The 25,251-nt window shown below is 67.8% G+C and carries 21 protein-coding genes, 1 tRNA gene and 2 pseudogenes; 20 read left to right on the plus strand and 4 right to left on the minus strand.

The genetic code is table 11. The features are described from left to right. Window positions 1–103: 103 nt before the first annotated feature. The 3 genes from AB0K00_RS33075 to AB0K00_RS33085 all read left to right on the plus strand — a co-directional run bounded on the left by AB0K00_RS33075 (window position 104) and on the right by AB0K00_RS33085 (window position 2,327). Window positions 104–1,075 carry an aldo/keto reductase gene (locus tag AB0K00_RS33075; RefSeq protein ID WP_363528432.1) on the plus strand — a complete coding sequence of 324 codons (972 nt, stop codon included), beginning with the start codon at window positions 104–106 and terminating at the stop codon, window positions 1,073–1,075. Window positions 1,076–1,511: 436 nt separating this feature from the next. Continuing rightward, complete coding sequence (locus tag AB0K00_RS33080; protein ID WP_363528435.1) at window positions 1,512–2,123, plus strand: hypothetical protein; 612 nt, start codon at window positions 1,512–1,514, stop codon at window positions 2,121–2,123. Between the two features lie 12 nt (window positions 2,124–2,135). Continuing rightward, window positions 2,136–2,327 carry a DUF5703 family protein gene (locus AB0K00_RS33085; protein WP_363528438.1) on the plus strand — a complete coding sequence of 64 codons (192 nt, stop codon included), beginning with the start codon at window positions 2,136–2,138 and terminating at the stop codon, window positions 2,325–2,327. Window positions 2,328–2,675: 348 nt separating this feature from the next. Here the strand turns inward: AB0K00_RS33085 and AB0K00_RS33090 are convergent, their stop codons facing one another. The 3 genes from AB0K00_RS33090 to AB0K00_RS33100 form a co-directional block, all read right to left on the minus strand. Continuing rightward, complete coding sequence (locus AB0K00_RS33090) at window positions 2,676–3,407, minus strand: hypothetical protein (protein ID WP_363528441.1); 732 nt, start codon at window positions 3,405–3,407, stop codon at window positions 2,676–2,678. Window positions 3,408–3,467: 60 nt separating this feature from the next. Further along, window positions 3,468–4,769: a M20/M25/M40 family metallo-hydrolase gene (locus AB0K00_RS33095; RefSeq protein WP_363528443.1), complete on the minus strand. Its 1,302-nt coding sequence runs from the start codon at window positions 4,767–4,769 to the stop codon at window positions 3,468–3,470. A gap of 81 nt (window positions 4,770–4,850) precedes the next feature. After that, a complete protein-coding gene (locus AB0K00_RS33100) occupies window positions 4,851–5,675 on the minus strand; it encodes an SGNH/GDSL hydrolase family protein (RefSeq protein ID WP_363528446.1) in 825 nt (274 codons plus the stop codon). A 143-nt stretch (window positions 5,676–5,818) separates the two neighbouring features. On the opposite strand from AB0K00_RS33100, the gene AB0K00_RS33105 reads away from it, so the two are divergent. The 16 genes and pseudogenes from AB0K00_RS33105 (at window position 5,819) to AB0K00_RS33180 (ending at window position 24,325) form a co-directional block, all read left to right on the plus strand. Beyond that, entirely contained in the window at window positions 5,819–6,460 is a 642-nt protein-coding gene (locus AB0K00_RS33105) for a hemerythrin domain-containing protein (RefSeq protein ID WP_363528449.1), read from the plus strand. Between the two features lie 39 nt (window positions 6,461–6,499). Further along, complete coding sequence (locus tag AB0K00_RS33110) at window positions 6,500–6,646, plus strand: GPGG-motif small membrane protein (protein ID WP_363528452.1); 147 nt, start codon at window positions 6,500–6,502, stop codon at window positions 6,644–6,646. A 183-nt stretch (window positions 6,647–6,829) separates the two neighbouring features. Then, window positions 6,830–6,912: transfer RNA gene (locus AB0K00_RS33115), tRNA-Leu, on the plus strand. A 126-nt stretch (window positions 6,913–7,038) separates the two neighbouring features. Next, window positions 7,039–7,506 carry a hypothetical protein gene (locus tag AB0K00_RS33120; protein ID WP_363528455.1) on the plus strand — a complete coding sequence of 156 codons (468 nt, stop codon included), beginning with the start codon at window positions 7,039–7,041 and terminating at the stop codon, window positions 7,504–7,506. Next, window positions 7,496–8,524: a tyrosine-type recombinase/integrase gene (locus tag AB0K00_RS33125; protein ID WP_363528458.1), complete on the plus strand. Its 1,029-nt coding sequence runs from the start codon at window positions 7,496–7,498 to the stop codon at window positions 8,522–8,524. Before AB0K00_RS33120 ends, AB0K00_RS33125 begins: the two co-directional genes overlap by 11 nt. A 545-nt stretch (window positions 8,525–9,069) precedes the next feature. Then, on the plus strand, window positions 9,070–10,755 hold the full coding sequence (locus AB0K00_RS33130) for a hypothetical protein (protein ID WP_363528460.1): 1,686 nt from the start codon (window positions 9,070–9,072) through the stop codon (window positions 10,753–10,755). A 42-nt stretch (window positions 10,756–10,797) separates the two neighbouring features. Next, window positions 10,798–12,663, plus strand: a complete 1,866-nt coding sequence (locus tag AB0K00_RS33135) for a hypothetical protein (protein ID WP_363528462.1) — start codon at window positions 10,798–10,800, stop codon at window positions 12,661–12,663. Window positions 12,664–12,761: 98 nt separating this feature from the next. Next, the gene (locus tag AB0K00_RS33140; RefSeq protein ID WP_363528465.1) at window positions 12,762–16,088 is read left to right on the plus strand and encodes a hypothetical protein; all 3,327 of its coding nucleotides are present in this window, start codon (window positions 12,762–12,764) and stop codon (window positions 16,086–16,088) included. Between the two features lie 203 nt (window positions 16,089–16,291). Beyond that, window positions 16,292–17,266 carry a DUF4238 domain-containing protein gene (locus tag AB0K00_RS33145; RefSeq protein WP_363528468.1) on the plus strand — a complete coding sequence of 325 codons (975 nt, stop codon included), beginning with the start codon at window positions 16,292–16,294 and terminating at the stop codon, window positions 17,264–17,266. 64 nt (window positions 17,267–17,330) lie between these two features. Continuing rightward, on the plus strand, window positions 17,331–18,794 hold the full coding sequence (locus AB0K00_RS33150) for a hypothetical protein (RefSeq protein ID WP_363528471.1): 1,464 nt from the start codon (window positions 17,331–17,333) through the stop codon (window positions 18,792–18,794). Window positions 18,795–18,963: 169 nt separating this feature from the next. Then, window positions 18,964–19,183: pseudogene (locus AB0K00_RS33155) on the plus strand (ribonucleoside-diphosphate reductase); the annotation flags it as partial. Between the two features lie 446 nt (window positions 19,184–19,629). Further along, window positions 19,630–21,453, plus strand: a complete 1,824-nt coding sequence (locus AB0K00_RS33160; protein WP_363528474.1) for a hypothetical protein — start codon at window positions 19,630–19,632, stop codon at window positions 21,451–21,453. A gap of 149 nt (window positions 21,454–21,602) precedes the next feature. Next, a complete protein-coding gene (locus AB0K00_RS33165; RefSeq protein ID WP_363528477.1) occupies window positions 21,603–22,331 on the plus strand; it encodes an ABC transporter ATP-binding protein in 729 nt (242 codons plus the stop codon). Window positions 22,332–22,828: 497 nt separating this feature from the next. Beyond that, window positions 22,829–23,239: a hypothetical protein gene (locus AB0K00_RS33170; protein WP_363528480.1), complete on the plus strand. Its 411-nt coding sequence runs from the start codon at window positions 22,829–22,831 to the stop codon at window positions 23,237–23,239. A gap of 55 nt (window positions 23,240–23,294) precedes the next feature. Next, on the plus strand, window positions 23,295–23,633 hold the full coding sequence (locus AB0K00_RS33175) for a hypothetical protein (RefSeq protein WP_363528483.1): 339 nt from the start codon (window positions 23,295–23,297) through the stop codon (window positions 23,631–23,633). Window positions 23,634–23,650: 17 nt separating this feature from the next. Further along, complete coding sequence (locus tag AB0K00_RS33180; protein WP_363528485.1) at window positions 23,651–24,325, plus strand: site-specific integrase; 675 nt, start codon at window positions 23,651–23,653, stop codon at window positions 24,323–24,325. Window positions 24,326–24,363: 38 nt separating this feature from the next. On the opposite strand, the pseudogene AB0K00_RS33185 reads toward AB0K00_RS33180, so the two are convergent. Beyond that, a pseudogene (locus AB0K00_RS33185) lies at window positions 24,364–24,886 on the minus strand (IS6 family transposase); the annotation flags it as partial. Between the two features lie 159 nt (window positions 24,887–25,045). On the opposite strand from AB0K00_RS33185, the gene AB0K00_RS33190 reads away from it, so the two are divergent. Further along, window positions 25,046–25,237, plus strand: coding sequence for a hypothetical protein (locus AB0K00_RS33190; protein ID WP_363528488.1), 192 nt, complete (start codon window positions 25,046–25,048; stop codon window positions 25,235–25,237). The last annotated feature ends 14 nt before the right edge of the window (window positions 25,238–25,251 follow it).

Raw genomic sequence — 25,251 nt, forward strand, 5'->3', positions numbered from 1 at the left:
TGCCTCCCAGGGTCCCCCGTGCGACCCTGCACGGGGCGGCACCAAGGGTAGCCGGGGGCCCACCTACCCGCCTTCGGTGGGATCCGGCCGTATCGTTCCATGCATGCAGCAGCGACCGCTCGGCCGTAGCGGGCTGGCGGTGTCCCGGCTGGCCCTCGGCACCATGACCTGGGGCCGTGACACCGACGCCGACGACGCGGCCGCCCAGCTCAAGACGTTCCGCGACGCGGGCGGCACGCTGCTGGACACGGCCGACGTCTACGCCGACGGTGAGGCGGAGTCGGTGATCGGTGCGCTCGTCGGCCGGCTGGTCCCCCGCGACGAGCTGGTCATCGCCACGAAGGCCGGCCTGCGACCCGGCATGGCCCGCCGGCGCGACGGCTCCCGCAGCCACCTGCTGCGCGCCCTCGACACGTCCCTGGAGCGGCTCGGCACGGACCACGTGGACCTGTGGCAGGTGCACGGGTACGACCCCGACACCCCCCTCGAAGAGACGCTCAGCGCCCTCGACACCGCGGTGCAGACCGGCCGCGCGCGCTACGCCGGTGTGTCGAACTTCTCCGGCTGGCAGACTGCCCGCGCCGCGACCTGGCAGGCGGCGTGGCCGGGCCGCGCCCCGCTGGTCTCCACGCAGGTCGAGTATTCGCTGCTCGAACGCGGCATCGAGCGTGAGGTGGTGCCCGCCTGCTCGGCACTCGGCATCGGCCTGCTGCCGTGGTCACCGCTCGGCCGGGGCGTGCTCACCGGCAAGTACCGCGGTGGCGTGCCCGCCGACTCCCGTGCCGCGTCGCCGCACTTCGAGCGGTTCGTCGCCCCGTATCTCGACGACCGGTGCGCCGGCATCGTCGAGGCGGTCGCCACCGCCGCCGGCGGCCTCGGCGTGTCACCCCTGGAGGTCGCGCTCGCGTGGGTCCGCGACCGCCCCGGCGTGGTCGCGCCCGTCCTCGGCGCCCGCACCGTCGGGCAGCTGCTCGGCGCCCTGCAGACCGAGGAGATCGACCTGCCCCGCGAAATCCGCTCCGCGCTCGACGACGTGTCGGCTCCGACGTCGGGCTATCCGGAGCGCCAGACATAATTGCCGGATCATGATCCGTCCTGCTGTGTTGTCGTTGGTCCTGCTGGCGGTGCTGGCCGGGTGTGACGCCGGTGCGCCGGTGCGCCACCCGGACGCGACCGTTCCCACGCCTACCTGGGCGCCGGCGCCGTCGGTCTCTCCCGCTGGGACGGTGGTCCCGGTGGGTGGGCAGCCGTCGGCGGTGGCGGTGGGGGCTTCGGGTACGGCTGTGGGCCTGCCGTCGGCGCTGGTGATCCTGGACGCCTCGGGGGGTCGGGTCGCGTCGGTGCCGGTGCCGGATCCGGTGCGGGCTGTGGTCGCGCTGCCGGACGGCGGGTTCCGTGCCGTGTCCGGAAGCACGGTGCTGACCGTCGCGGCTCCCTCGCCGGCTTCTGCCTCGTCGCCGGCTGCGGCTTCTTCGTCGGCTGCGGCTTCTTCGCCGGCTTCGGGTGCCCCTGTGGTTTCGCGGTGGTCGCTGCCTGCTGCCGGTGGGGCGCTGGCCGTGCACCCGTCGGGGTGGACCGCGGTGGCCGTGCCGTCGCTCGGCGACGTGATCATCCTCTCGGCGACCGGCGCCGTCACCCGCACCCTGCACCCCGGCGGCCAGCCCGGCGGCGTCGCCGTCACCGATGACCTCGTCGCCGTCCTGGACCCCGCGCAGACGTCACTCACCGTGTTCGACGCGACCTCCGGCGCCCGCCGGGAAGGCCTCCGCGCCGGCGACGGTGCCGCCAGTGTCACGACCGGCGGCCCCGGCCGGTTCCTGGTCATCGACGCCCGCGACGGCGAGCTCCTCGTGTTCGAGACGGGCCCGCTGATCCTGCGGCAACGCTTTCCGGTGCCCGGCTCCCCGTACGCCGCCGCCTACGACCCCACCCGCCGCACCCTGTGGGTGACCGTGACCGAGCGTAATGAGGTGGTGGGCTACGACCTGACCGGCGGCACCCCTCGCGAAGTCACCCGCCACCCCACACCACGCCTGCCGATCGCGGTCGCGGTCGACGCCCTGACCGGCACGGTCGTGGTCGCCGGGTCGGCTGAGGGTCTGGTGCAGCGGATTTCGCCGTAGCAATATCGGTTCATGGACTACGAATACGTGCCTTTGCGGCTGCCGTCGAACGTTGACCGGCTCACCGCCAACGCACAGCTGACGATCCAGGCCGAATACGGCGGCTGGGAGCTGGCCAGGGTCCGCCTCTACGCAGACGGCACCCGCCAGGTCATGCTCCGCCGCAAGGTCACCAACGACACCATGCCCGGCCTCAGCACGTAGGGTCCGCACTGCCGTCTCCTCGTATCGTGCGCGCTGTCACCGCACGAGGACCAGGCACGGGCACGTACACATCCGGTGAACTCTTCGGTGTCCTCCCCCGAAGGGCCCGCTCCCCCTGCACTGACCTCCGGCCGCCGTTGCGGTGGGAGCCGATGACGCGCTGCCTGGCAACCATTGGTGACCCGGTGAACGAACGCTGCCCCGACCTCAGGCCGGGGCAGCGACGATACGCATGAGCGGATCGACCGCTCGACGAGCAGTGCGGTCCGGGCCGACCAGCAGGTCAGGGCACCGGCTCGCCGCAGCGAACCGGCCCGTCGGGGAACGGGCCGGTCAGCGTGGCGATGGTCAGCGGCGGTCGGCGGCCTCGGAGCTCTGGCCGGGGGCTTCGTTGAGGCCGGCGTCGATGCCGACACCTTCCTCGTCCTCGTCTTCGTCGTCGTCGAGGTCGACGAACGCGTGCTCGTCGAGCCGGTCCACGACCCGGTCCTCGTCACCGACGGCGAACGGGCCGGTGCCGTCGTTGTCCTCATACGCCTCGGGGTCGAGCGGGGTGGCCACCTCGGCGACGACGACCACGCCGTCGAGGGACTCGAGCTCGGGGATGTCCAGGGCGCCGAGGGAGCCGTCGCCGGCCTGCATCAGCTCGAGGACGGCTTCGCCGACGGTCTCGACCGGGGCGGAGTCGCCGTCGCCGGGGTTGGTGCGGCGGGCGGCGTCGGCCAGGCGCAGCAGGGCGGCGACGCTCGGCACCCGGTAGTCGCGGCGCTGCCGGACCGAGATGATCTGCGGGTGCGGGTCTTCGGCCTCGGTGCCGTCGACGCCGCCGATGCCGACGCCGAACTGGCGGTCGGCCTCGTCCGGGTCGATGGCTTCGACGTCCCACGGGGTGACCTCGCCGAAGGCGTCGAGCAGGAGCTCGTCATAGCCGTTGGAGGCGTTGTTGAGCTCGACGTAGGCGCGCCACACCTCGTCGTCGTCGGCCCGCCCGTCGGCGGCCTTGACCGCGGCAAGGTGGTCGCGGGCCGCCGTGATCACGCGCTCGAGCGCGGCGTCAAGCTCCGCGTGCCGGTCGGTCATGATGGGACTCCCCCTGATTGGTGGCTGTCGGTGTCGGAAACGTCAGGACGATCGGGTTGATCAGGACTGCTGCAGGAACCTGTCGAGGACTCGCACGCCGAACTGTAGTCCCTCCAGGGGAACGCGCTCGTCAATGCCGTGGAACAACGCGCCGAAGTTCAGGTCGGCGGGCAGGCGCACGGGTGAGAAGCCGAAGCAGCGGATGCCGAGCTTGTCGAACTGCTTGGCGTCGGTGCCGCCGCTGAGCATGTAGGGCACCGGCAGCGCGCCCGGGTCCTCCGCCTTGAGCGCGGCCGTCATGGCCTCGACGAGCGCGCCGTCGAAGGTGGTCTCGAGGGCGGCCTGACGGTGGATGTATTCCAGCTCGATGTCGGGGCCGACGAGATCGCGCAGCTGCTGCTCGAACAGCTCCGACTGCCCGGGCAGGGTGCGGCAGTCGATGGTGGCGGACGCCCGCCCGGGGATCACGTTGTCCTTGTACCCCGCGGCGAGGCGCGTCGGGTTGGCCGTGTTGCGCAGCGTCGCGCCGATGATCATCGCGATCGGGCCGATCTTCTCCACGGCCCGCTCGGGGTCGTCGAGGTCGAGCTCGATGCCGAGGATCTCCGAGACCTGCTCGAGGAACGTCCGCACGGTCGGCGTCATGATCACCGGGAAGCGGTGCCGGCCGACCCTGGCCACGGCCTCGGCGACCGCGGTCACCGCGTTGTCATCGTTGATCATCGAACCGTGCCCGGGGCGGCCCTTGGCGTGCAGGCGCAGCCAGTCGATGCCCTTCTGCGCGGTCTCGATGAGATAGAGGCGCTGGTCGCCGCCGATGCTGACGGAGAACCCGCCGACCTCGCCGATCGCCTCGGTCACCCCGTCGAAGTAGTGCCGGTGCTTCTCCACCAGATACTGGGCGCCATAGGTGCTGCCGGCCTCCTCGTCGGCGACGAACGCCAGCACGACGTCGCGCGGGGGCTTGCGGCCCTCGCGGCGCATCTGCCGCACCAGGGCGAGGATCATCGCGTCGAAGTCCTTCATGTCGACGGCGCCGCGGCCCCACAGGTAGCCGTCCTTGATCTCGCCGCCGAACGGGTCGACGGACCACTCCGACGCGTCGGCTGGGACCACGTCGAGGTGACCGTGGATCAGCAGCGCGTCGCGGCCGGGGTCGCTGCCCTCGAACCGGGCGACGACGCTGGCCCGGCCGGGCGCGCTCTCGTGGATCTGCGGCTCGAGACCGACCTCGGCCAGCTTCTCCGCGACATATTCGGCGGCGAGCCGCTCCCCGGCGCTGGTGTCCAGGTCGCCGGTGTTGGTGGTGTCGATGCGCAGCAGGTCGCGGCAGAGCTCGATGACCTCGTCGGTGGCGTCCATGGAGAAGTCATACCAGGCGGCTGTGACAATTTCGGCGGGTGGTCCGGTGACGTGACATGCTGCGTCACCGGACCGTCACACTCACCAGCCGAAGCCGGCCCCGTAGCTCACCGAGGCGAGCACCGCCTGCCCCGACGCGTTGGGGTGGAAGTAGTCCCACGTCGAGATCTGTGACAGCTGGAACGCGTAGCCGAACACCGCCCCGCCGTCGTATTTGCAGTTGGCGCCGTATGCCGTACACGCGGCCGCCAGCTGCGCGTTGAAGTCGATCACCCGCTGCCGGACCCGGTCGCGGCGCGCGGTGTCGGCGGCGGCGGTGGACGTCGGGTTGGCCAGCATCGACTGGCAGACACCGAACAGCCCCCAGGCGGTCCGCGCGCCGGAGCTGTCCTTGCCGACCTGCCAGAGCCGTTTCAGGTCGGGCACGCTGATCAGCAGCACGTTCGCGGCGGGCAGGCCGGCCTTGAGCGTGCCGAGGGCGCTGTCCAGCGACGCCCGGAACGCAGTGACGCTGGTCATCGTCGACTCCGACGAGGTGCAGGCGTCGTTCGCGCCGATGAGGATCGTGACGTAGGCGACATGCTGCGACACGGCCGTCGCCGCCTGTGCGGGCATGTCGGCGACCTTTGCCCCGGATCTGGCGTCGTTGTACCCGACGACGGCTGGGTTCTTCGCCCGGATCCGCAGGTAGTGGCTATTGACGGCGGAGTTGTTGCCCGTGCTGAACGAGCGGGTCGGGCAGTCGACGAACCATCCGCACGCGTTGAAGCCGCGGGTGATGGAGTCGCCCATGCTGGCGATGGAGCCGGGTGGCGGCCCGGGTGCGGCGTGTGCCGGGATGGCGGTCCCGAGCAGCACGGCCAGGGTGGCGGCGAGGACGGTCAGTCCCCGCCCGGTGATGGACATGGCGGCCCCTTTCCGTGACAGGCCCCCCGACCTCCCATAGAAGGTGATGCATGGCAGCGTACTGGCCGGTAACCACCTGTTTCAAGAACTTGCACGTCGGGTACCGATGCGGCACCAGCAAAACCGATCGATGGAGGGTCCTCGTGAGCGCCGCACCCCTGCCGCCACTGCCACCGGTGCCGGGCATCGAAGACGATGACGTCGACTTCGGCGGCTACAACATGCTCGACCTCCTCGACGAGGACCACCGCGAGCTCGCTTCGCTGTGCGAGCGGCTCACCGCACCCGGCGAGCAGGAGAAGGCCAAGGCGCGGGACATCGAGGACGTGCTCGTGGCAACGCTGGCGCGGCACCTGTCGGCGGAGGAGCAGTACCTCTACCCGACGGTCAAGGCGGTCCTGCCCGACGGCGACCCGATCGCTTCACAGGAGGTGGCGGCAGACGCGGAGCTGCTCCTGGCACTGCAACGGCTGCACGTGACGCCTGCCGCGGACTCGTCGTACCAGGCGGCGCTGGAGGCGGTCACGTCGCATGTGCGCGACCACAACCACCGCACCGGCGAGGAGGTGTTCCCCCGTCTCCGCGAACAGTGCACCGACACCGAGCTCGTCCGGCTCGGCAACCGGGTCCAGATCGCCCGCGGCGCGGCACCCACCCGACCCCACCCGAGCACCCCCTCAGCGCCGCCGCTCAACAAGCTCGTCGACCCGGCCGTAGCCGTCGTCGACAAGATCCGCGACGTCCTCACCCGCCGCACCACCTGGCCCGAGGACCTCGCCAGCTGATCGCGTTTATCAATCTCACCCCGGAGGTAACAGACCATCATGGCTACTGTTCTGTGGATCATCGCGCTGCTCATCGGTATCGCCGGCGTCGCCGCCCTGCTGCGCCGCCAGATCCTGTGGGGCATCATCCTCATCGTCGTGGCGCTGCTCGTCGGCCCTGGCGGCGTGAGCATCTTCAACGTATAGCCGCACGACACGGATGACCGGCTCCCCCTCCGGCCATCCCGCGCAACAGGGCCCCGGCGACCCCCCAGCCGGGGCCCTTCGCGTGTCACACCCCCCGATTCGCCAAGATCTTCCGGGACCGTGTAATGTCTCCGACGGCCATCCGGGCGGTGAGAAAGTCACCGGGTAGGATGTTCACAGCAGGTCGAAGTGGCGGAATGGCAGACGCGCTAGCTTGAGGTGCTAGTGCCCGCAAGGGCGTGGGGGTTCAAGTCCCCCCTTCGACACTGGTCTTGGTAAATGTTTACCAAGATCGTGGGGACCATAGCATCCCAGCAGCAGACCCGAGCGGGTGACCACCCGGTCGGGTTTCGCCGTGTGCGGACCGCGCCCCGGCGGCGACGATGACCCGCGTGCCGCGCAGCAGCAATTTAGCCCCGGTCGAGCAGATGATCGCGGCACTCATCCCCGCGCCACTCCCCCGCGCCCGCCCGCCACGGCCACCACTGCCCCATCTGCCAGCACCTCGCACCGGCCCTGACCAGGCCGAGGCGCACCTGGACGTCGGTCGGCTCGACCCGTCCGGCCGAGTCTCGGCCCGCGCGCTGCTGCACCTGCTGGGCTGGCCACCCGGGCACCGCATCCAGTTCGACATCGCGCATGGCGCCATCACCGCGACCTCCAACCCGACCGGACGGCACACCATCGGCGCCACGGGTCTCCTGGGCGTTCCGGCGGCGACTCGGCAGCTGTGTCACCTCGCCGTCGGCGACCTGGTCGTCCTCCTGGCCCACCCCGGCCGTGACCTGCTCCTCATTCATCCGGCCCACACCGTCGCACGGCTCCTCGTCGACCGGTCCGCCGCAGCCGATGGCAGCTGACCGCGCTCGGCTCGACGCCGCCTGGACCGCCCTGGCTGAGCTCGGCGTCACCCTCGCCGACCTGCAGAACGACGCCCGATCCACGCTGCCGACCTTCGACGAGTATCTCCCGCAGGTCCTCGCCGCGGCCGGTCCCGGCGCGCTGCGCGCCTACCGCAGCTATTGGCAGCGCATGACCACAGCCTGGGGCGACCTCACGATCGACGCCGTCTCCGCGAGCGACATCCAGGCACTCCAGCGGCGCGTCGTCAGCAGCGCCAGAGCCCGGCGCAACAGCCGGGGTGGTCGCCACGCCGGCGAACTGCTCATCGCCGCCGCCCGCGCCTTCTACAACGTCGCCATCGCCGACGGCCTTATCGACGCCGCCGACAGCCCAGCCCACCGGGTCCGCAAGCCCCGGCGACTGCCCACCACCCGACGGGCACTCACCCCAGCCGAACTGACCGACATCAACTTCGTTGCCCGCACCACCGGCAACGACACCATCCTCGACGCACTCCTGCTGCGCCTGCACACCGAAACAGCCTGCCGGCGCGCCGGCGCCCTCGGCCTACGGCTGCAGGACCTCGACGCCGACCGCGGCCTCCTCCAACTCCGCGAGAAGGGCGGCACGGTCCGCTGGCAGCCGATCAGCCTCGACCTCGCCACCAGCCTCACCCAGCACGCCGCCGCCCGCGGCGCCGTCCTGCCCACCGACCCGCTGCTGCGGTACCGCAACGGTCGCGCCTTGACCAGCCGCCGCTACGACGAGCTGTGGCGCCGCATCGGCCGGCACCTGCCCTGGGTCGCCGCCCAGGGCATCACCGCCCACTGGCTACGCCATACCACGCTGACCTGGGTCGAACGGCACTTCGGATACGGCACCGCCCGCGCCTACGCCGGCCACACCGACACCACCGGACCAGCCACCACCACCTACATCCGCGCCGACCTCCAAGCCATCGCCACCGCCCTCGCCGCCATGACCGGCCAGCCACATCCGCTCGCGCAGGCCATCGACGGTCATCAGGTGGTCTAGTGAAGCTTTGAACACGCCTAAGTCGCGGTACACCCCGCCGCGATCGCCGCGGAAGCGCCGGAGGACGCGCCGCAGGTCGAGATCATGCGCCGCCCCGTCTCGAAGGACAGCACGCGAACTGGACAGCCGTGTACGAACACAGTCTGCCCACTAGGTACCTCGGGCTAGCCGCTGTAGCCGAGTTGGCGCACCGCGCTTACGCCGCGCACCGCAAAGCAGAAAAAACTCCGCGAAGCGCTGAAGGCCGCTACGGCGATGGTGCGAGCTGTCGACGCCACGCGGCCGCGACCACGCGCGGATGCCGTCGACCGGTACCTGCCCGCACACGCCGAGGCTGGTGCCGCCAGGACGGCCGAAACCGTCGGCCTCGACGAACAACAGGTCGACGGACTTGATCTGTGAACGTGCAGTCCCTAGAGCCTCTTGGCAGAACGTTGGTTCGGCAGGGCGGCGTGCGAACGGCTGCAGAGCACGGAGGCTCCCCGGCGCGACACGCCGGACGGTCGACCATCCCAGCTCTCCTGGTGGTAGGCGATCCTTGGCGTATGAGCCGTGTGGAGTGGACCCGCCTCGAGGGCAACGATGTCGAGGCAGTCGTCGCCATGTTCGTGAGCAGGGAAAATCCGACCTCGGTACGCATCACACCGTCGCGCGGCGATGGCGGCGTCGACATCCTGGACAGGCTTTCGGGCGACAAGGTCTACCAGGTGAAACGCTACTGCGAACCATTGAACAAGAAGCAGAAGGACGAGGTCGAGGAGTCCCTAAAGACGTTGACGGAAGATCCCCGGTGGGCGAGCCTGAAGGTCACGTCATGGCATCTCGTTACACCGTGGGACCCAAGCCCGGAGGCCGAGAAGTGGCTCCAGGAGGTCGGGGAGGCACGCGGACTCACTGCCGTGTGGCATGGGCTGACCTATGTCGAGCAGCTCGCTGCAAAGTACGGTGACGTCGTCGACTACTACCTACACGGCGGTCGGGGCCGCATCCAGGAAGCGTATGAAACGGTCTCTGCTCTGTTCGCGGTTGACCGCGGCGAGAAGCTGGACGTCCCGTCTGTCGCGTCTCGTATCCAGAAGGCGCTTCCGACGCTCGATACAGATCCGCACTACCGGTACGAACTCAGATTTGGCGCGGGAAGCTTTCCGGCTCCTGCCGAACGACCGATGCTTGTTATGACCTGGATGAACGGCGTCACGGGCGATGGCCCCTGGGTCGCCGTTGACATCATCGCCAGGTGCGCCGCGTCCGCCCAGCTGCGCCCGATCACCGTCTCCGGGAGATTCGTCGCCGAGGTGGGCAGCGACTTTGAGGGAGCGCTCCGCGACTTCGTCAGTTTTGGGACTCCGCTGACGAGTCCGGTGGGCGCGTTCGACGGCGAGGTAGACGCGCCGGGCGGCCTCGGCGGCCGAATCGAGCGCGCCCAGGTAAGGATGCTGAGCCTCGGCGACAGCCTCGGCGGTAACCCGAACCTCCACGTCCAAATCGTCGATCCTGGCGGCGCAGTCCTGGGGGCCGCAGACCTTGACCGGACGGACAAGAGCGATGGGAAAGACGGGACCCGTGTCGTTCTGGAGGAGGTGAACAAGGCGTTCGTCATCGAAGACCGCTTCAATCTGGTAGAGCAGACGGCCAACCGGGTGCTGCAGATCGGCGAGCTGAGCGGCGCGCCGGTCATTGCGGTTCGCTCTGCGATGCAGTTCCTGGTCCATTGCCACGCACCCAACATCGGACGTGTCAGCGTTCGCCACACGCCGCCCGAGCTGGGAGTTCCGGATTCGCTCTGGGCGCTGCCTCGGTCTGCCGAATTGGACCGGGAGCTCAAACTTACGAGCCGTACGCTCGATGTACTCGCCGAGATCCAGCAGCACACCAGCACACCGATCCGTGTCCCTGATCTAGCCCAGACGACGTACGACGACGTCAGCAGGTGGTACTTCGCCGCGCGACTGTTGCGCGGCGAGGAGGTCATTCAAACTATTCCAGACGATCAGGTCCTGATGTTCGACCTGGGCACGGACTTCGAGGATCTCGAAGGGACCTTCGCCGTCGAGCTGCCGCTGGAAGTCCAGATCGGCAGCCAGAGGATCGAGTTGGATCCGATGGTGGTCTGGTTGACGGACGCGACCATGGTTTCGCGGACGCACAGCGAAGGACGCACCCACTATGCGTTCACCACGCCGGACCGCACGTACCGATGCACCCGACGGCCAGACGAGACGAGCGAGTGACCGCCGACCTCCTGCTTGAGGATGGTGTTCGATGATGGACTTATGGCAGATGACTTCGCCCGGCTCGGCGCAGACGGCTTCGAACAGCTGAGCCAAGCGCTCGCGCTGTGCGTGTTCGGACCGGGGACGAAGGTGTTCGGCGATGGCCCCGACGGCGGCCGTGAGGCAACCTTCGACGGTAAAGTGCCGTATCCCAGCAGCGCGGAGCCTTGGAACGGCTACGGCGTCGTGCAGACGAAGTACAAGGCCCGCATCGGCACCGCCACCGAGAATGCAACTTGGTTTCTGCAGCAGGTCCGCGCTGAGATGGACGCGTGGACCGATCCGACCAAACGCAGGGTGCGCGACGGTCGCCAGCCTCAGTACCTCGTTTTCATCACGAACGTCCCGCTGTCAAGCACGCCCGGCACTGGCGGCAAGGACAAAGTCGCTGCGCTGGTCCGTGAGTACCTGGCTCGTTTGCCACTGCTCGACCTCGCCGTGTGGGACGCAGATCAGTGCAGCCGCCTGCTCGATCTCTACCCGGAACTGCGCAAGGCGTTCGCGGGTCTGACGACCGCGAACGAGGTGATGCATGAGCTCATCCGCCAGCTGCGAGAACGTCCCCAACCCGTGCAGGTACCGACCAGCACACCGGCCCGGCCAGAGTTTCGGCCCGGACAGTCCGGCTACGAACGACCGTTCCAGCAAGCTTACGACGCGGTCGGCGGCCGACGGGTACTCGGCGACGCACTCGACGTAGTGCAGGAAGTGGGCGGCGGCGTCCTGCAGCACTTCGAAGGCGGCCCGCTCGGTGCCGCCGCGGTGATCTGTGCACCGTTCGACCACCCGGCCGTCGTTGTTGATCACGACGCGTGGGACGCCTGGCAGCGGATCGGCGGCTCAGGCGGCGGGGTGGCCGCCATCGGTTATCCCGCACTCGACGAAGGTCAGCAGCGGTTCATCGACACGAACTGGACGCGCGTTCGCCTCGTCGGCGCCACATGGGGGCGCGGCACCAACCGCGTCCATCAGGGTGAGCTGGTCCGCAGCCGCGACGGCCTGCCCCTATGGCGTACCGAAGTCGTCTTCGACAGCGAGGCAAGCCGACATGCCGACTGGCGAACTGAGCACGGCGACCAGGCCAAAATGGATCTTCGGTTGGCGGTAGCCGGCGAGCTCCCTCTGCATCCCGCGAAACTGCGGATCACCGAAGCCCGGCGCGAGCAGATGCTGCTGGCTGTAGCCGCTACCGGCCTCGACGACCTCATCAGGCAATTCGGAACGAGGTATGGCGCTTCGCCATCGTCCGACGCCTGGCACGAAGTGGATGACGAGCACCGCAACAACGCACGCTCAGCGACGTACAGGTACCTCTTGGCGGATCAGTCAGGTCGAGTGATCGTCCGTGCCGGCATCAAGATCGATCTTCCTCTCGCCTACTCGCAGGTCGTAACCGTCCTTGCCGAGATCCGCATCGACTTCGACGCCGTCCAGCCGGCTGCCGCCGAAGGCGATGTTGTGCCCGTTCCTTCAAATCTTGCGGTGCAACTGGACGAGCTCATCTCGTTCTTCGCCAGCGCGTGGCAGGTCTCGAGCACCGCGCTGCTGCTCGCTGGCACCGACGACCCGTCAGGCGCTGAGCCGGCCGGCGCCCCACGCCTGGAGTTCTACATCCAGAACGAGCGACCGGAGCACAGCGGAGATCCTCGGCCGCGCCGGCTGCTCGACATGGTCGACCTCACTCCATTCGGCCGAGCACGGACACAGAACACCCGCCGGCTGGCCGCCGGAGTCACCACCCCCGTTGGTCTCGACCCAACGGACGTCGCACGGCACGCAGTTGCTGCTCTTGAATGGATCGCTGAGGACTTCGGATTCACCAATCCCCGCGTTCCAGAGGAGCTGCATCGCCGAGCACCGCGGTAGACCTCGACGTCAGGCAAGCGAACGCAGCCGGGGACACTGAAATAGCCCGTGTCCCGGCCGCGACGGGTTAGAATCCTGGGCTCGGCCGAGAGGATGTCATGGCTTCGGAATCCGCCTGGGACGATGATGCGGTCGAGCAGATCGCGCTCGCCCGCATACTCGCCACACGTCAACCGGCCATGCTGCCAACGCCAGCGGTGCAGGAGGTCGAGTTGCCACTGCGAGCGTTGGCGCCGGAGGTCTTCGAACGGGTCGTCGCGGAGTTCGCATGGCTTGTTGAAGGGCTCCGGGCTGTACACCTCTACGGCCGTCGCGGACAAGGGCAGTACGGTCTGGACGTCGTTGGAACCAACGCCGATGGCAGCTCTGTCGTCTATCAGGCCAAGCGATTCGAGACGATTAGCGCGAAGCAGATCCGCACCGCTGTCGAGGTGTATGCCGGCACGCCTGACGAGCACACCGGCGTTCTACCAAAACGACGATTCGATGCCGACAGGTTCGCCCTTGTCACCTCGGCCCAGATCGAAGGTGACACGGCACTCACCGACAGCGTGATCGCCCTGCAGCAGCACTACCGCAAGCACGGCCTTGTTGTTGACATCATCGGCGCGGAACACCTGTCCCGAGCCTTACGCGACGCAAGCGGCCTGGTCCACGCAATCTTCGGTCCCGAGTGGGCACGCGCATTCTGCGGTGTCACACCACCGCAGCAGCCGGCCGGGACACCTTCACCCTACGGCCTGCTTGAAGATCCCCTTGAGGAGTGCGGCCTCGCCGGTGCCCCTGACCGCGCCCAACAGATCGCGGTAACGTCACCACAGCGAGGAGCCGAGCTCCTGGCCTCCGTTGCCGACGTGCTGCGTAGCGAGGGGTACACCGGACACGCCGACACATACGCACATCGCGCCGCGGTGATGCTGCTCAACGCTGGCCACGCGGCCGAGGCGTTCGACATCGTGTGGCCAATCGCCGTCGAACGCCTGCTCGGCGGCAACGTCCACGACCCCGGCGACATGCGCGACTGGCGTGAGCGACTCACCGACGACCCGGTTCGAACCGCCCGCACCCTCGCCCTCGATGCGCTGCGCGACTGGCACGGGGGCGGACACGACCTCGGGCAACTCGTCGACGCCCTCGACGTCCTACGCGCAGCCGAAGACGCCAACTTCGGCATCTTCACCTGCATCGCGCTTGAGCAGACGCTCACCGACGGCCTGTTCACCACATCCCCGCCCACCTCATGGATCAGCACCGAGCTGCCCGATGATGCAGAGGCCCTCCTGGACCGGCTGCTGCTGCACGGGCAGCACGCTGGAACGGTCACACCGGACCGCACCTGGCGGTGCCGGATCCGCTGCGCGATCGCCGATGCCACGATCGATCGCCAACGACAGCATGACACCGAGGTCGATGTCACAGCCCTCTACCGGGCCATCGTCACCGACGCCGGAGCCGGCCGACTTCCACAGCACGCCGCAGCAATCGCACATGCCCGGTGTGCACGCGCCTACGCTGTCGCCGGACGAGCGGCCGAAGCAGTTGACGAGTGGCGGCGCAGCTTCATGGCCTCCCTCCAGGCCGGACACGGCGGCGATGCGCGAAGCGCCCTCCACAGCCTTGAACAGACCGCACCCACCACACACGATCTGGACTTTGGGCGCGTATCCGACATCAACGCCGGCATCCCCAACAGCACCAGCTTCCTCGAAGGCCGCAGCGACGCGTACTACGGCGCGATCGAGGACCTGCAAGCCGGCCATCTGCAGACTGCGATTCGCAGTGTGCGCCGCAGCCTCTTCGAGGAACGTGCCGGCGGATACATCGTCGGCGTACGAAGGTCACAACGACTGTTCTCCGACATTCTCGACAAAGCAGCGCGACCGACGCTCGCCGTCGTGGCAGCCATCGTTGGTGGCGACGGGAAGGTCGCCGCATCACGCGCTGAGGCCGTCGAGGAATGGATCGACGTTCTATCGATTATCCGGTCCGGCCCTCCGTGGGCGGCAGCCGCCGCCATCCGCGTGCTGGCTCAGCAGCACGACCTCATCCCGGACGACCGGGTTGGCGAGACGCTCGATCTTCTCATCGAGATCGCCACCACGTTCTGGCAACCCAACAGCGCCGGCCTTGGCCCGGCCGAGTCGGCGCTCGACGCACTAGTGCCCTTCGCCTTCCGCGCGGATGAACCGCATGTCGAACCCCTTCTAGAGCTCGCACAACCGGCCCTCAGCGCCAACACGCGCAAGACGAAGCAAGCCGCGCTGATCGCAGGCCGCGTGGTCGTGCGGTACTCCAGATATACCGACCGCGTCCTGAACCTGTTCGCTCGTGCCTTGGCGCTGCCGTACGTCGACGACGACCTTTGGAACATCATCCGCAAACTGCCCGAGGTCCTCGCGCCGCTCACCGACGACATCCGGCGGCACGCCGCCGCAGACGACGGCCTCGCCGTCAGGACGCTCGTCGCTTGGGGCGTGGCAACGATTGAGACCCGACGGAGTGCACGTCGGTACGCATACCGGATCCTCTCCAAACCGCTGACCACCGCCACCAACAGCGTCGGCATAAGCGAACTGAACGACCACGCCGCTCGCCTCCTGAAGGCGCTCGTGCTGGACGGAAACGGCGATGACGGGCCGTTGAACCTGGATGCCACAGAACTGCACGACGCGCCAGTGATGTCCAGCAACGAACGAGCAGCCCTGACGGCCATCGTCGATGGTGACGTACATCAGCTCGCAGACGCAGTAGTGACGAAACTGCTCGCACTGGCCGGCAACCGGCACGAGACTGGCCAAGCACGAGCGGAGGCGGTCCGAGGGGTATCGCTCCTGCGGGAGATCATTGATCCGGCCACAGCACTGCAGATCGCAAGCACGTTCGTTGACCTCGCCGTCGAGACCGAACAGCACCCGCTTGACGCGCTCGCGTTCAGCACAGATCCGCTCGCGAGCTTCCGTTGGTCGAACCCTCCCGAGACCCTCCCGGCCGCAGCCGTCGATGCCGCGGCAGAGATGTACGCGGTTCACGTGTCCGCGAGTCATGACGCGACGTTGCCGAACCGAATTGTCGCTGCCGCTGAACCCCTGTTGCGGTCGAGCAGGGATCACGACTGCATCTCGGCCGCATGGGCGATCGCGACAGTTGCGGACTCCGACGCAGCCATGGTGCAACTCGCCAGTCACCGGCTGGCCGACGTCCGGTCACTGACCATGAACGTCTGGGAGCGATCGACGACCAGACCTCTAGCCCTTGCTGTCCACCTTGCGCGGGATCCGTCGGCGAAGGTTCGCGCGTCGGTTGCGCGTCGGTACAACGACCTCGCCGCTGATCCTGCCAGCCGCTTCATTGTCGGCCTGCTCACCGTCGACCGATCCCACCAGATCCGGCAGATGATCGAGAGGCGCAACACAGCGGCATCCTGATCCGGGCAGCTTCGGCTCGCCTCAATCGACATGGCCGCCACCCGCCGACGGCACGCCTGCTCAAGCGCAGTCTGGTCGTTGCCGCGTTCGGGATATCCGTCCCGCTCTGCCGGCCGGCCTGCGGTGGTGCGTTCACCCCGGCGAAATAGCACGCAGGTGTGTGTCCAGCTCGCCTACTGTTGTCCGCGGACATGGGAGTGGGCATGAGCAAACCGAAGCGACACCACCAGGTGCCGCAGTTCTACCTGCGGGGCTTCGCGGATCGTGGCAATCACGTCAAGGTGGTCCGCTTCGGAGAGGCGCCGGCCGCATACACGACAAACGTGAAGAACGTCGCCGTCGAAGCCAACTTCTACAGGGTCGATTGGCTCGACGCCGAGCGCGAGAGCCTCGCCGAGAAGCTCATCGGTGAGATCGAACAGGCGGCCGTCGCACCGCTTCAAGCGCTCGCCCAGCACGAACAGCTGTCCGTCGAGCAGCGGTATCACGTCGCATCCTGGGTGGTGCTGCAGTACCTGCGCGGCCGCGGAACCCGCGTCGACTCGGTCGGGCTGCAGAAGATCATGCTTCGGGCCGATCTCGCTCTCGGTGGTAAGCAGCGCCTCGCCTCCCGGCTCAAGCTCACCGACGCGGACGCGATCGAGGCAGCCTGGGATCGCATCGTGGTCCGCGGTGACCTCTCCGACCCGCCGACCGCTCGGCGCAACCACTTGAAGACAATGTTCGACGGGGTCACCCACATGGCTGCCCACTACGCGCGGGCGCAGTGGCAGGTCGTCACATTCGGGCGGCATCGCCTGTTCACCTCCGATCAGCCGGTCTACCTGTGGCGCGATCGCGATGACGACTCCGGCGTCGGCATGCTCACCGCAGACCGGGTCAGCTTGCCGCTCAACCGCACCACCGGCCTGGCGATCTATCCGAAGATGCAGACGGGCTCAACCGAGTTTTCGCAGCCGAGCACGTTGCTGTACCGCTCGTTCGCGATCAACGCCTGGGCGGCTGCGGAGGAGATCGTCATCATGCACCCTGGCGACGAGCTGCCCGATTGGCTCCCGGCCACCCGCCCCGCACACCTCGGCAACCTCGATCTGCCCGACATTCAGCGGTTCATCGACATGGGCGAACAGTTCCGCAGACGGCACCAAGGCGGGGCAAAGCGCGACAACGGCGGGTAGTCGGCGCAGTCCTGCTCTCAACTGACGATTCGGCGGCGGCCACAATGTTGCCGAGCCAGTAACTTTGGATTTGAAGATCTTTGACGACGTCGCCGGTGTTGGGGGCGTTGATGACGGAACCGATGCCGAGGTACATGCCGGCGTGCAGGGTTTATCCTTCGAGCCGAGCCTGCTGGGCAGAAAAGTCAGGTCGTCAGCACGGAGCAAGCTCGCGCTTGGGACGGCTGCGCCCACCCAGACCTGGTCCGTGGTGGCGCGCGGCATGCTCACCGGGAAGATCATCCATCATGTCAGCCAATACCACACCGACGTGAAATTCATGAGCTCAACACCGGTTGCCGGGTTCAGACTTGTGGTGCGTTCCCAGAAAGGTGTGATCGTGACCGTCGAGTTGAGAGCTCCTATGACCGCGGATCTTGTGTGGGCGAACGTCATGCGGCCACGCATTCCGCTCGTGTACCTCGACCTGAACACGATCATCTACATCGCCCGTACCCTGCGGGGCGACACAAACGTGCCGCAAGGCTACGCCGACCTGTATGAGGCCGCGCTGCTGGCAAAAGCCGAGCAGCGGGCTATGTTCCCGCTCAGCGGGCAGCACCAGTGGGAGATCTTGAAGATCGCCGACCCGAAGCAGCGCGGCGTGCTCGCGGACATTTTGGAAGCCCTGTCCGATTACAACTATCTGCTGGGCCGCACGGTCATCGCGGAGCTTGAGCTCGAGGCCGGCATGGCAAAGATCATGGGTGAAGACATCTCCGCAAGGAGCTTCGCGCTTGTCCGGCCGACGTTTGGACAGGAGTTCGGGTTCGTCGGCGGAATGAAGATCCGCAACAGCGCCGGAGGCGACGCCTCCGACGCCATCCGCGCACAGATGACCGATGCCGAGTTCTTCGCGCTCATGGCGACGATGAACTACCAGATGGAGCACGACATGCTGCGCGGCCCATCTGACGAAGACCTCGCCGCGCTTCGAACCGATCCGAGCTACCGGCCCGAGGCGGCACTCGAAAGCCAGGAGGATCGGGTCCGATGGGAGTTGGACACCGTGCGGGTGCTCAACGAGCACCCGAAGTGGCGGCGCGGCCGGCTCCGGGACGCCGTAGGCGCTCGCGAGTTCGTGCATGAATGGATCGACATGTTCACCCGGATGCGGATGGACCGGACCAGGGACGGAAAGCCCGACTTCGACTCATCCGACGAGCAGATGCGGGCGTTCATGGGTTCGATGCCCCACGCGCAGGTGGCGATCAGCATCAAGACCAGGTACCACAAGGATCCACTGCACAAGTGGACGGTGAACGACATCGTCGACATCGACGCGATGTCGGTCGCATATGCGTACTGCGAGGCAGTGTTCCCCGACAAGGCCATGCGGGCCGCGCTGCAGCATTCGAAGGAGCTGCGGGCGATCGAGACCTTCGTGCCTCGGCGCCCCGCCGAGCTCGCCGAATGGCTGACCGCGCTGCCGAGGGTGACGGCCCCCGACCTGTGGCTTCCTCATCCGCTCCCGCGATCAGCTGGCTGACCACGCGCCTGCGGCAAACCTGGATGCGTGCTGTCAGTCCTCGGAGCCGAGGACGGCGGCCGCAGGCGGGACGGCGCCACGGGTTGAGGGTGGCGGTCCCGGCTGCGTGCCGGTCAGGCGGTGACGGGCTGGGCGGCAACCGGGGCCGGGGTGCGCAGGCTGCATTCGGCTGCTCGGCCACGGCATCTCCGGGATGTCCCTGGCCGACATGCGCGGATACCTTCAGCACGTCCACGACCGACGGCTCGCCACACTGGGCATCGCGCCGCTACCCGTCCGCGTTCATGGAGCTGCAGAACGTGCAGGAGCTGTCGAACTTCTTCGACCGCCGAGTGTCGGCGTACCAGGTCGGTGTCACCGGCACCGCGGCGTTCGACGACGATTTCTGATCCGAACAAGCCTCGGCTCCCGCGCCGCCATGTCGACCTTCGCCTTCGTGAGCAACGCGGGACAGGGTCGCCGGCCAGCAGTCCAGCGGAACCGCGCTAACCAACCGACCCGCTGATTTGCCATTACGTCACTCCAAGTACATGAAGCTGTGAAGATCACGACTCGACGACGAACCTCAATGCGACAAGAAATGCCTGGTCAGTCGATCCAGAATAAGATCATCTCCGAGAGCCGCCATTATCACTTTCCGTATTCGGGCTTGGTCGTCTAGGCTTTTCGATCAGTTCGGCGGGATCTTCGGCCGGACGACGCCGGGACGGCGAGCTCCTCGGATAGGAGCAACCCCTTCGATCCGCCACGGCCGTTTCCCCTTGCGGGTTGGCGCCTGCCTGCCCGCGGAACGAGGAAGTGATCGATAACCGTTGGCGGGTCGCGCTGGCACCGGGTGGACTTCCACCTGCACACGCCGGGTGTATCAAGCTTCGCCGGACTGGCCGGGGTGGACTACGACAACCCTGCCGATCAACGACGCTTCGCCGAGCAGTACGCGCAGCGGTTGCACGACGTCGGCATCGAGCTGGCGGCGATCACCGACTACCACGGGATCCGCCAGCCCTGGTTCGACCTGATCAAGGAGTCGGCCGCGCAGCACGGCATCGTGGTGCTGCCCGGAGCCGAACTCAACTTGAACGTGGGCCGCAACGCTGTCCACATCCTCGCGGTGTTCCCGGCCGACACGGATCCGCAGGAGATCAACGAGTGCCTGCGGGGCCTGAGCCGAGAGCCCGGCAAGCCGCTGTGGAACGGCCGTGACCATTCGGAGATTGACCTCGGCATCCCGGTCGGTGACGCGATGCGGCGCCTGCGGGATAGGTTCGGGTGCCTGCTGTTCGCAGCCCATGCCGAAGACCGCAAGGGCATCGTCGAGGCGATGGGACCGAAGCCAGCCGCCGACCTGATCGCCGAGGTCCAGTTCGACGGCGTGGATCACGCCTCGGGCGTGCTGGGCAAGCTGCGAAGCACCGGCGTCGCATTCAGGTGGGACCAGCTCGCGATGGTCGAGTTCAGTGACCCCCGCCGACTCGCGGACGTCGGCGGCAAGACGCTGGGCGACGGAAGCCCACGCGGAACCTGGCTCAAGCTTTCTGCCACAGACCTCGACGCGATGCGCCTGGCCCTCCATGATCCGCAGACACGGGTCCGGACCACCAAGCCGTCCCCGCCCTGGAACGGGCGGATCGTCTCGGCCCACATCGAGGGACGCGGCTTCCTCGGCGCTCTCGAGCTGACCCTGGATGCCCACCTCAACACGCTCATCGGCGGCCGCGGCACCGGAAAGTCCGCCGTCCTCGAAACCATCCGCTACGCCCTCGACATCACCCCGTTCTGCGACGCAAAGGATCGGCAGCGGCTGGTCGACCACGCCCTCGGCTCCGGCGGCTCCGCCCGGCTGCGTATCGAACGGCACACCGAGTCAGGCAAGCCGAAGCAGTACGAGGTGCGGCGGGCGCTCGGCGAGCCACCGCACGTGATCGACCTCGACACCGGCGCCGAGATCAACATCGCACCGGAGGACACCTTCGGTCCCAACCAGACGCCGATCGTCCTGCTGCAGGGCGAGATCGACACGATCAGCAAGAGCCCGGAGTTCCGTCGGAAACTGCTCGACCAGCTCATCGGCGACGACCTGGACCGCGCCGAAGCAAAGGTCACCGAGGTCCGCCGCAACCTCTCCCTGAACAGCGCTGAGCTCCGCAAGCACCGCATCGAACAGGGGCGCCGTCCGGACATCGAGCAGCGCGTCGACGCGCTGGCGCACGAACTGCAGGTCTATGAAGACAACGGCGTGCTGCAGAAGCTCGCCACACATCGGCGCCACGGCTCGATCGGCCGCCACCTCGGCTCCGCCGGCGAGAAGACGGGCTCCGTCGACTGGTGGTCCGGCTCCCTCACTCAGGCCGAGGCAGATCTCGTCGAGCTCGCCGATCAGCTTGTGGAGACCGACGACGATCTGACGCAGCGGGCGGCGACAGTGCTGACCACCGCCGCCGAGGCGATCCGCGGAATCACTGCACAGGTCGCCGACGTCGCCCGAGCCGCTCATGACGAGATCAGGGCTTTGCGCGACACCCATGCAGCGCAGGTCGAGGCGTTGACGGCCGAGCTCAACGAGGTCAAGCAGCTGCTGCACGCCGACAACTTCGATGCGACGCGACCCTGCGCATCACGGCCGAGCTCGACCAGTGCAAGGACGAGCTCGAGAAGCTGACGCGCAAGCTGCCCAAGATCGAGGAGCTGACGCTGGCCCGCAAGGGGATCCTCGACGACCTCGCCAAGGCCCGCGAGAGTCAGAGCCGGGTTCGCCAGGACGCGGCCGACCTGATCAGCACCCGGCTGTCTCAGCGGCTGGAGGTGGTCGTGGAGCCGCTCGGCGACCGCGAGCAGTTCGCTGCAGACCTTCGAGCGCTGCTCGCCGGCTCAGGGGCCCAAGGGCCGGCGATCGCCGGCGTCGCTTCCCTCGAAGGTGTCGACGGGCCGACGATCGTCGCAACGGTCGAACGGGGAGCCGACGCCATCGCGGCTCGGTTCGGCCTGACGACGGCACAAGCCGGCAAGATCCACAGCTGGCTCACCGGCCCCGAAGCCGACCGACTCGCGGAACTCGAAGCGATGGCACCTCGCGACCGCGTCGTCGTGCGCCTGCGCACCAAGCAGGGCAGCCGCGACCTGGACCAGCTGTCCACGGGACAACGCGCCACCGCCATCCTGTTGCTGATCTTCGCCGTCGACGGTAAGCCGATGCTGCTCGACCAGCCGGAGGACGATCTCGACAATAGCTTCATCTACGAGGACGTCGTCGCCATCATCCGCAAGCAGAAGGCCCTCCCGCCGGACGGGCACGACCGCCAGATCATCGCCGCCACGCACAACCCGAACATCCCGATGCTGGGCGACGCCGAGCTCGTCGCCGTCCTGGATGCAACCAACGCCGGCATGGTCGTCACCAGCCACGGTTCCATCGACGATCTGACTATTCGCACCCACATCCGTCAGGTCCTCGAAGGCGGCGAAGAAGCATTCATGCGACGCTTCCACAAATACGGCGGTATGCGACCCGAACTGCCAGCACCACGCCGATCCGAATAGCACCGGCGCAACATCGCTGCGATTTCACCACGCACCGAGCGAATCGTCAAACGAGTGGGCACTGAGCTAAGCGGAAAAGAGGCAGCCAAGCCTGTCAACCGCCGCCCGGGCGCTGACTGCATTCGTGGCATTGCACAGCCATTCGGAGCCACGCCGACGGGACCTTCCCTGGTCCCGTCGGTGCGGCCACCTCCGAGCAGCCCATTCACGGCACGGAGAGCGGCTGCGGAAGGTGCCGTTTGGGCTAATCGGAGCGCGACCGGGGTGACGGGTTAGCCACTTGAAGAAGCTGTCTTTCGTCGATAGTCTCAACACATGAATCCCTGCTTCGGGCAGGGATGCTATGGGTGGGGGTTAATGTCCCCCCTTCGACACAAAAACACAGCACATGTGCTGCATCTGAGGGCCGCGTGTTCGAGCGCAATCGAGCACCCGGTTTCGGCGTATCCGCCGCAAGTTCCTGACCGTTCCGAACCAGTGCGGGTCGGGTGGTCACGATGAGTGTCGGCCCCATCCCTGCCGTCATCCCCTCCGCGCTGCCACCATCGCGTCCTTCGATCACGACCGCCTCGATGCGGCCACGCGGACCACTCCCCCTCGCACGGCTCACCCAGCGCCCGGCCGGCACGCTGCGGTTCGGCCTGGCGACGGTCGACACCAACGGTCGGGTCGCAGACGCCGCCCTGACGCGAGCGCTGGGCTGGACGGCAATTACCCGACTGCACATCCAGGCGTACACCGGCCTGATCGTCGTCGCGGCTGACGAGCACGGCATCTTCCGGCTCAGCCGCCTGGGTCACGTGAAGCTGCCCGCAGCGGCTCGGCATTGGTGCCGGCTGCGCGCCGGCGACCGGGTCCTGCTAGCGGCCGACCCGCTGACAGTCTCCTCATCGTGCACCCGCCGGTGATCGTCGAGGAACTGGTCACCGGGCGGCATGCGACGCACTTCGCGGACGGTGCCGCATGACGGCCGCATCTGTGTCCGGTCGTGACGCCGACCTGGACGCCGTGCGGCTGCTGCTGTCGCGGCTCGGCGTGTCGCCGGAGGAGCTGCTGCAGTCGCCCATGGTCCGGCCGGTGGTGCCGACGTTCCGGGAGTATCTGCCGGTGGTCCGCGCCGCGGTCGGGGTGGGAACGCTTCGGGCGTACAGCAGCTACTGGAACCGCATCGAGGAGCAGTGGGGTGAGCGGCGGATGGACGACGTGAAAGCGTCCGACATCAGCAGCCTCGTCGAGTTCGTCAAGGCCAACAGGATCGTACGGCGCAACGCCCGCTCCGGCTGCGGAACGGGGAGAACCTGATCGCGGCGCTGCGATGCGTGTACAACCACGCCGTCGCCGACGGCTACCTCACCAAGGACGAGAACCCGGCCTTGAAGGTCCCCAAACCCCGGCGGCTGCCGAGCACCCGCGGCGCGCTCGCCGACGCGAAACTCGCCGAGCTCAACGCGGCCGCGGCATCCAGCGGCAACGACCCAGAGCTCGATGCGCTGCTGCTGCGCCTGCACACCGAGACGGCGTGCCGACGTGGCGGGGCGCTGGCGTTGCGGCCCGTCGACCTGGACGAGGAGCAGTGCCTGGTCCGGCTGCGGGAGAAGGGCGAGACGGAACGCTGGCAGCCGGTCTCCCCCACCCTGATGCAGTACCTGCAACAGCACGCGCACGATCGAGGCGCCGTCGGGCGTCGCGATGGCCAGCTGCTGCGCTACCGCAACGGGACCCCGGTCACCCGCCGGCGGTATGACCATCTGTTCACCCGGATGGGCGGCATCCTGCCGTGGGTGGCGACGCAGCAGATCAGCATCCACTGGCTGCGGCATACGACCCTGAAGTGGGTGGAGCGGAACTTCGGCTACGCGATCGCCCAAGCGTATGCGGGGCACGCCGACGGTGGCAGTGACGCCGGTACGACCGTCCGGTACGTGCGGGCCAAGCTCAGCGAGGTGGCCGCCGCGCTCGCCGCGTTGACCGGCGAGCAGCATCCGCTGCAGTGAGCCCGGAGGTGTGGCCACTCGTCCAGCGAGCGGCCGATGATCGTCTGCGCTGTTCGGTCGGTCCGTAGACCGCGCATTGGTCTGAGCCGGTGCTTCAGCTGACTGTGAGTCTGCCTCTATCCGGTTGTTGGCATGGCGTTCGACGTGGTGCCACGCCGACGGGACCAGCTCGTCCAGCACCGCCGGATACACCGGCGCCGCGTCGGTGACGACCTCGGAGGGCGTGACCTTCAACGTGCTCAACGCCCGGCGGAAGAACCGGCGTGCCGCGGCCGCGTCCCGACGGACCGAGACGAGTACGTCGATGACCTGGCCGTGTTGATCGACGGCGCGGTACACGTACCGCCAGGCACCACTCACCTTGACATGCGTCTCGTCGAAATACCACCTGTCACCGGGTGCATGCCGGCAGAACCGGGCCGCGTCAGCCAGCAGCGGCGTGAACCGCTGAACCCACCGGAAGACGGTGACGTGGTCGACCTCGACACCACGCTCGAGGAGGAGTTCTTCAACGTCGCGGTAGGACCGGTTGTAGCGCAGGTACAGCCGGATGGCGACCATGACGACGTCGGGCGGGAACCGGAATCCGGCGAACGCCGAACGTGGTGGCAGGGACGGACGCCGACGGTTCGTGACCTTCACCGTTCAAGCCTGCCGACCAGGAAGCGCTCAACGCAACGGACCCAACATGCCTGCCCGGCCGGAAGTCGATCCTGCCTGGTGATTGTCGCCAAACTCGGCGTCTCTTCGGAAGACCTCGTCGCCGGCGCGGCAGACAACCGCCCGCAGGTCCTGTCCCGGCCTTTCCTGAGTTTCGTGCCGCAGGTCGCGGAAGCGGTGACGTCCGACACCAGCCGGGCGCACAAGTCGTACTGGAACCGGATCGTGAAGCACCGGGCTTCCGGCCAGTGATCTGCGCCCGGATG

Source organism: Dactylosporangium sp. NPDC049525 (genome assembly GCF_040676755.1).
GTDB lineage: Bacteria > Actinomycetota > Actinomycetes > Mycobacteriales > Micromonosporaceae > Dactylosporangium.

Coding starts and splice junctions, on each gene's coding strand:
- AB0K00_RS33095 (WP_363528443.1), bottom strand. CDS start 4,769: ATGGACGCCACCGACGAGGTCATCGAGCTCTGCCGCGACCTGCTGCGC.
- AB0K00_RS33170 (WP_363528480.1), top strand. CDS start 22,829: ATGAGTGTCGGCCCCATCCCTGCCGTCATCCCCTCCGCGCTGCCACCA.
- AB0K00_RS33145 (WP_363528468.1), top strand. CDS start 16,292: ATGAGCAAACCGAAGCGACACCACCAGGTGCCGCAGTTCTACCTGCGG.
- AB0K00_RS33110 (WP_363528452.1), top strand. CDS start 6,500: ATGGCTACTGTTCTGTGGATCATCGCGCTGCTCATCGGTATCGCCGGC.
- AB0K00_RS33130 (WP_363528460.1), top strand. CDS start 9,070: ATGAGCCGTGTGGAGTGGACCCGCCTCGAGGGCAACGATGTCGAGGCA.
- AB0K00_RS33140 (WP_363528465.1), top strand. CDS start 12,762: ATGGCTTCGGAATCCGCCTGGGACGATGATGCGGTCGAGCAGATCGCG.
- AB0K00_RS33175 (WP_363528483.1), top strand. CDS start 23,295: ATGACGGCCGCATCTGTGTCCGGTCGTGACGCCGACCTGGACGCCGTG.
- AB0K00_RS33090 (WP_363528441.1), bottom strand. CDS start 3,407: ATGACCGACCGGCACGCGGAGCTTGACGCCGCGCTCGAGCGCGTGATC.
- AB0K00_RS33135 (WP_363528462.1), top strand. CDS start 10,798: ATGGCAGATGACTTCGCCCGGCTCGGCGCAGACGGCTTCGAACAGCTG.
- AB0K00_RS33085 (WP_363528438.1), top strand. CDS start 2,136: ATGGACTACGAATACGTGCCTTTGCGGCTGCCGTCGAACGTTGACCGG.
- AB0K00_RS33100 (WP_363528446.1), bottom strand. CDS start 5,675: ATGTCCATCACCGGGCGGGGACTGACCGTCCTCGCCGCCACCCTGGCC.
- AB0K00_RS33125 (WP_363528458.1), top strand. CDS start 7,496: ATGGCAGCTGACCGCGCTCGGCTCGACGCCGCCTGGACCGCCCTGGCT.
- AB0K00_RS33075 (WP_363528432.1), top strand. CDS start 104: ATGCAGCAGCGACCGCTCGGCCGTAGCGGGCTGGCGGTGTCCCGGCTG.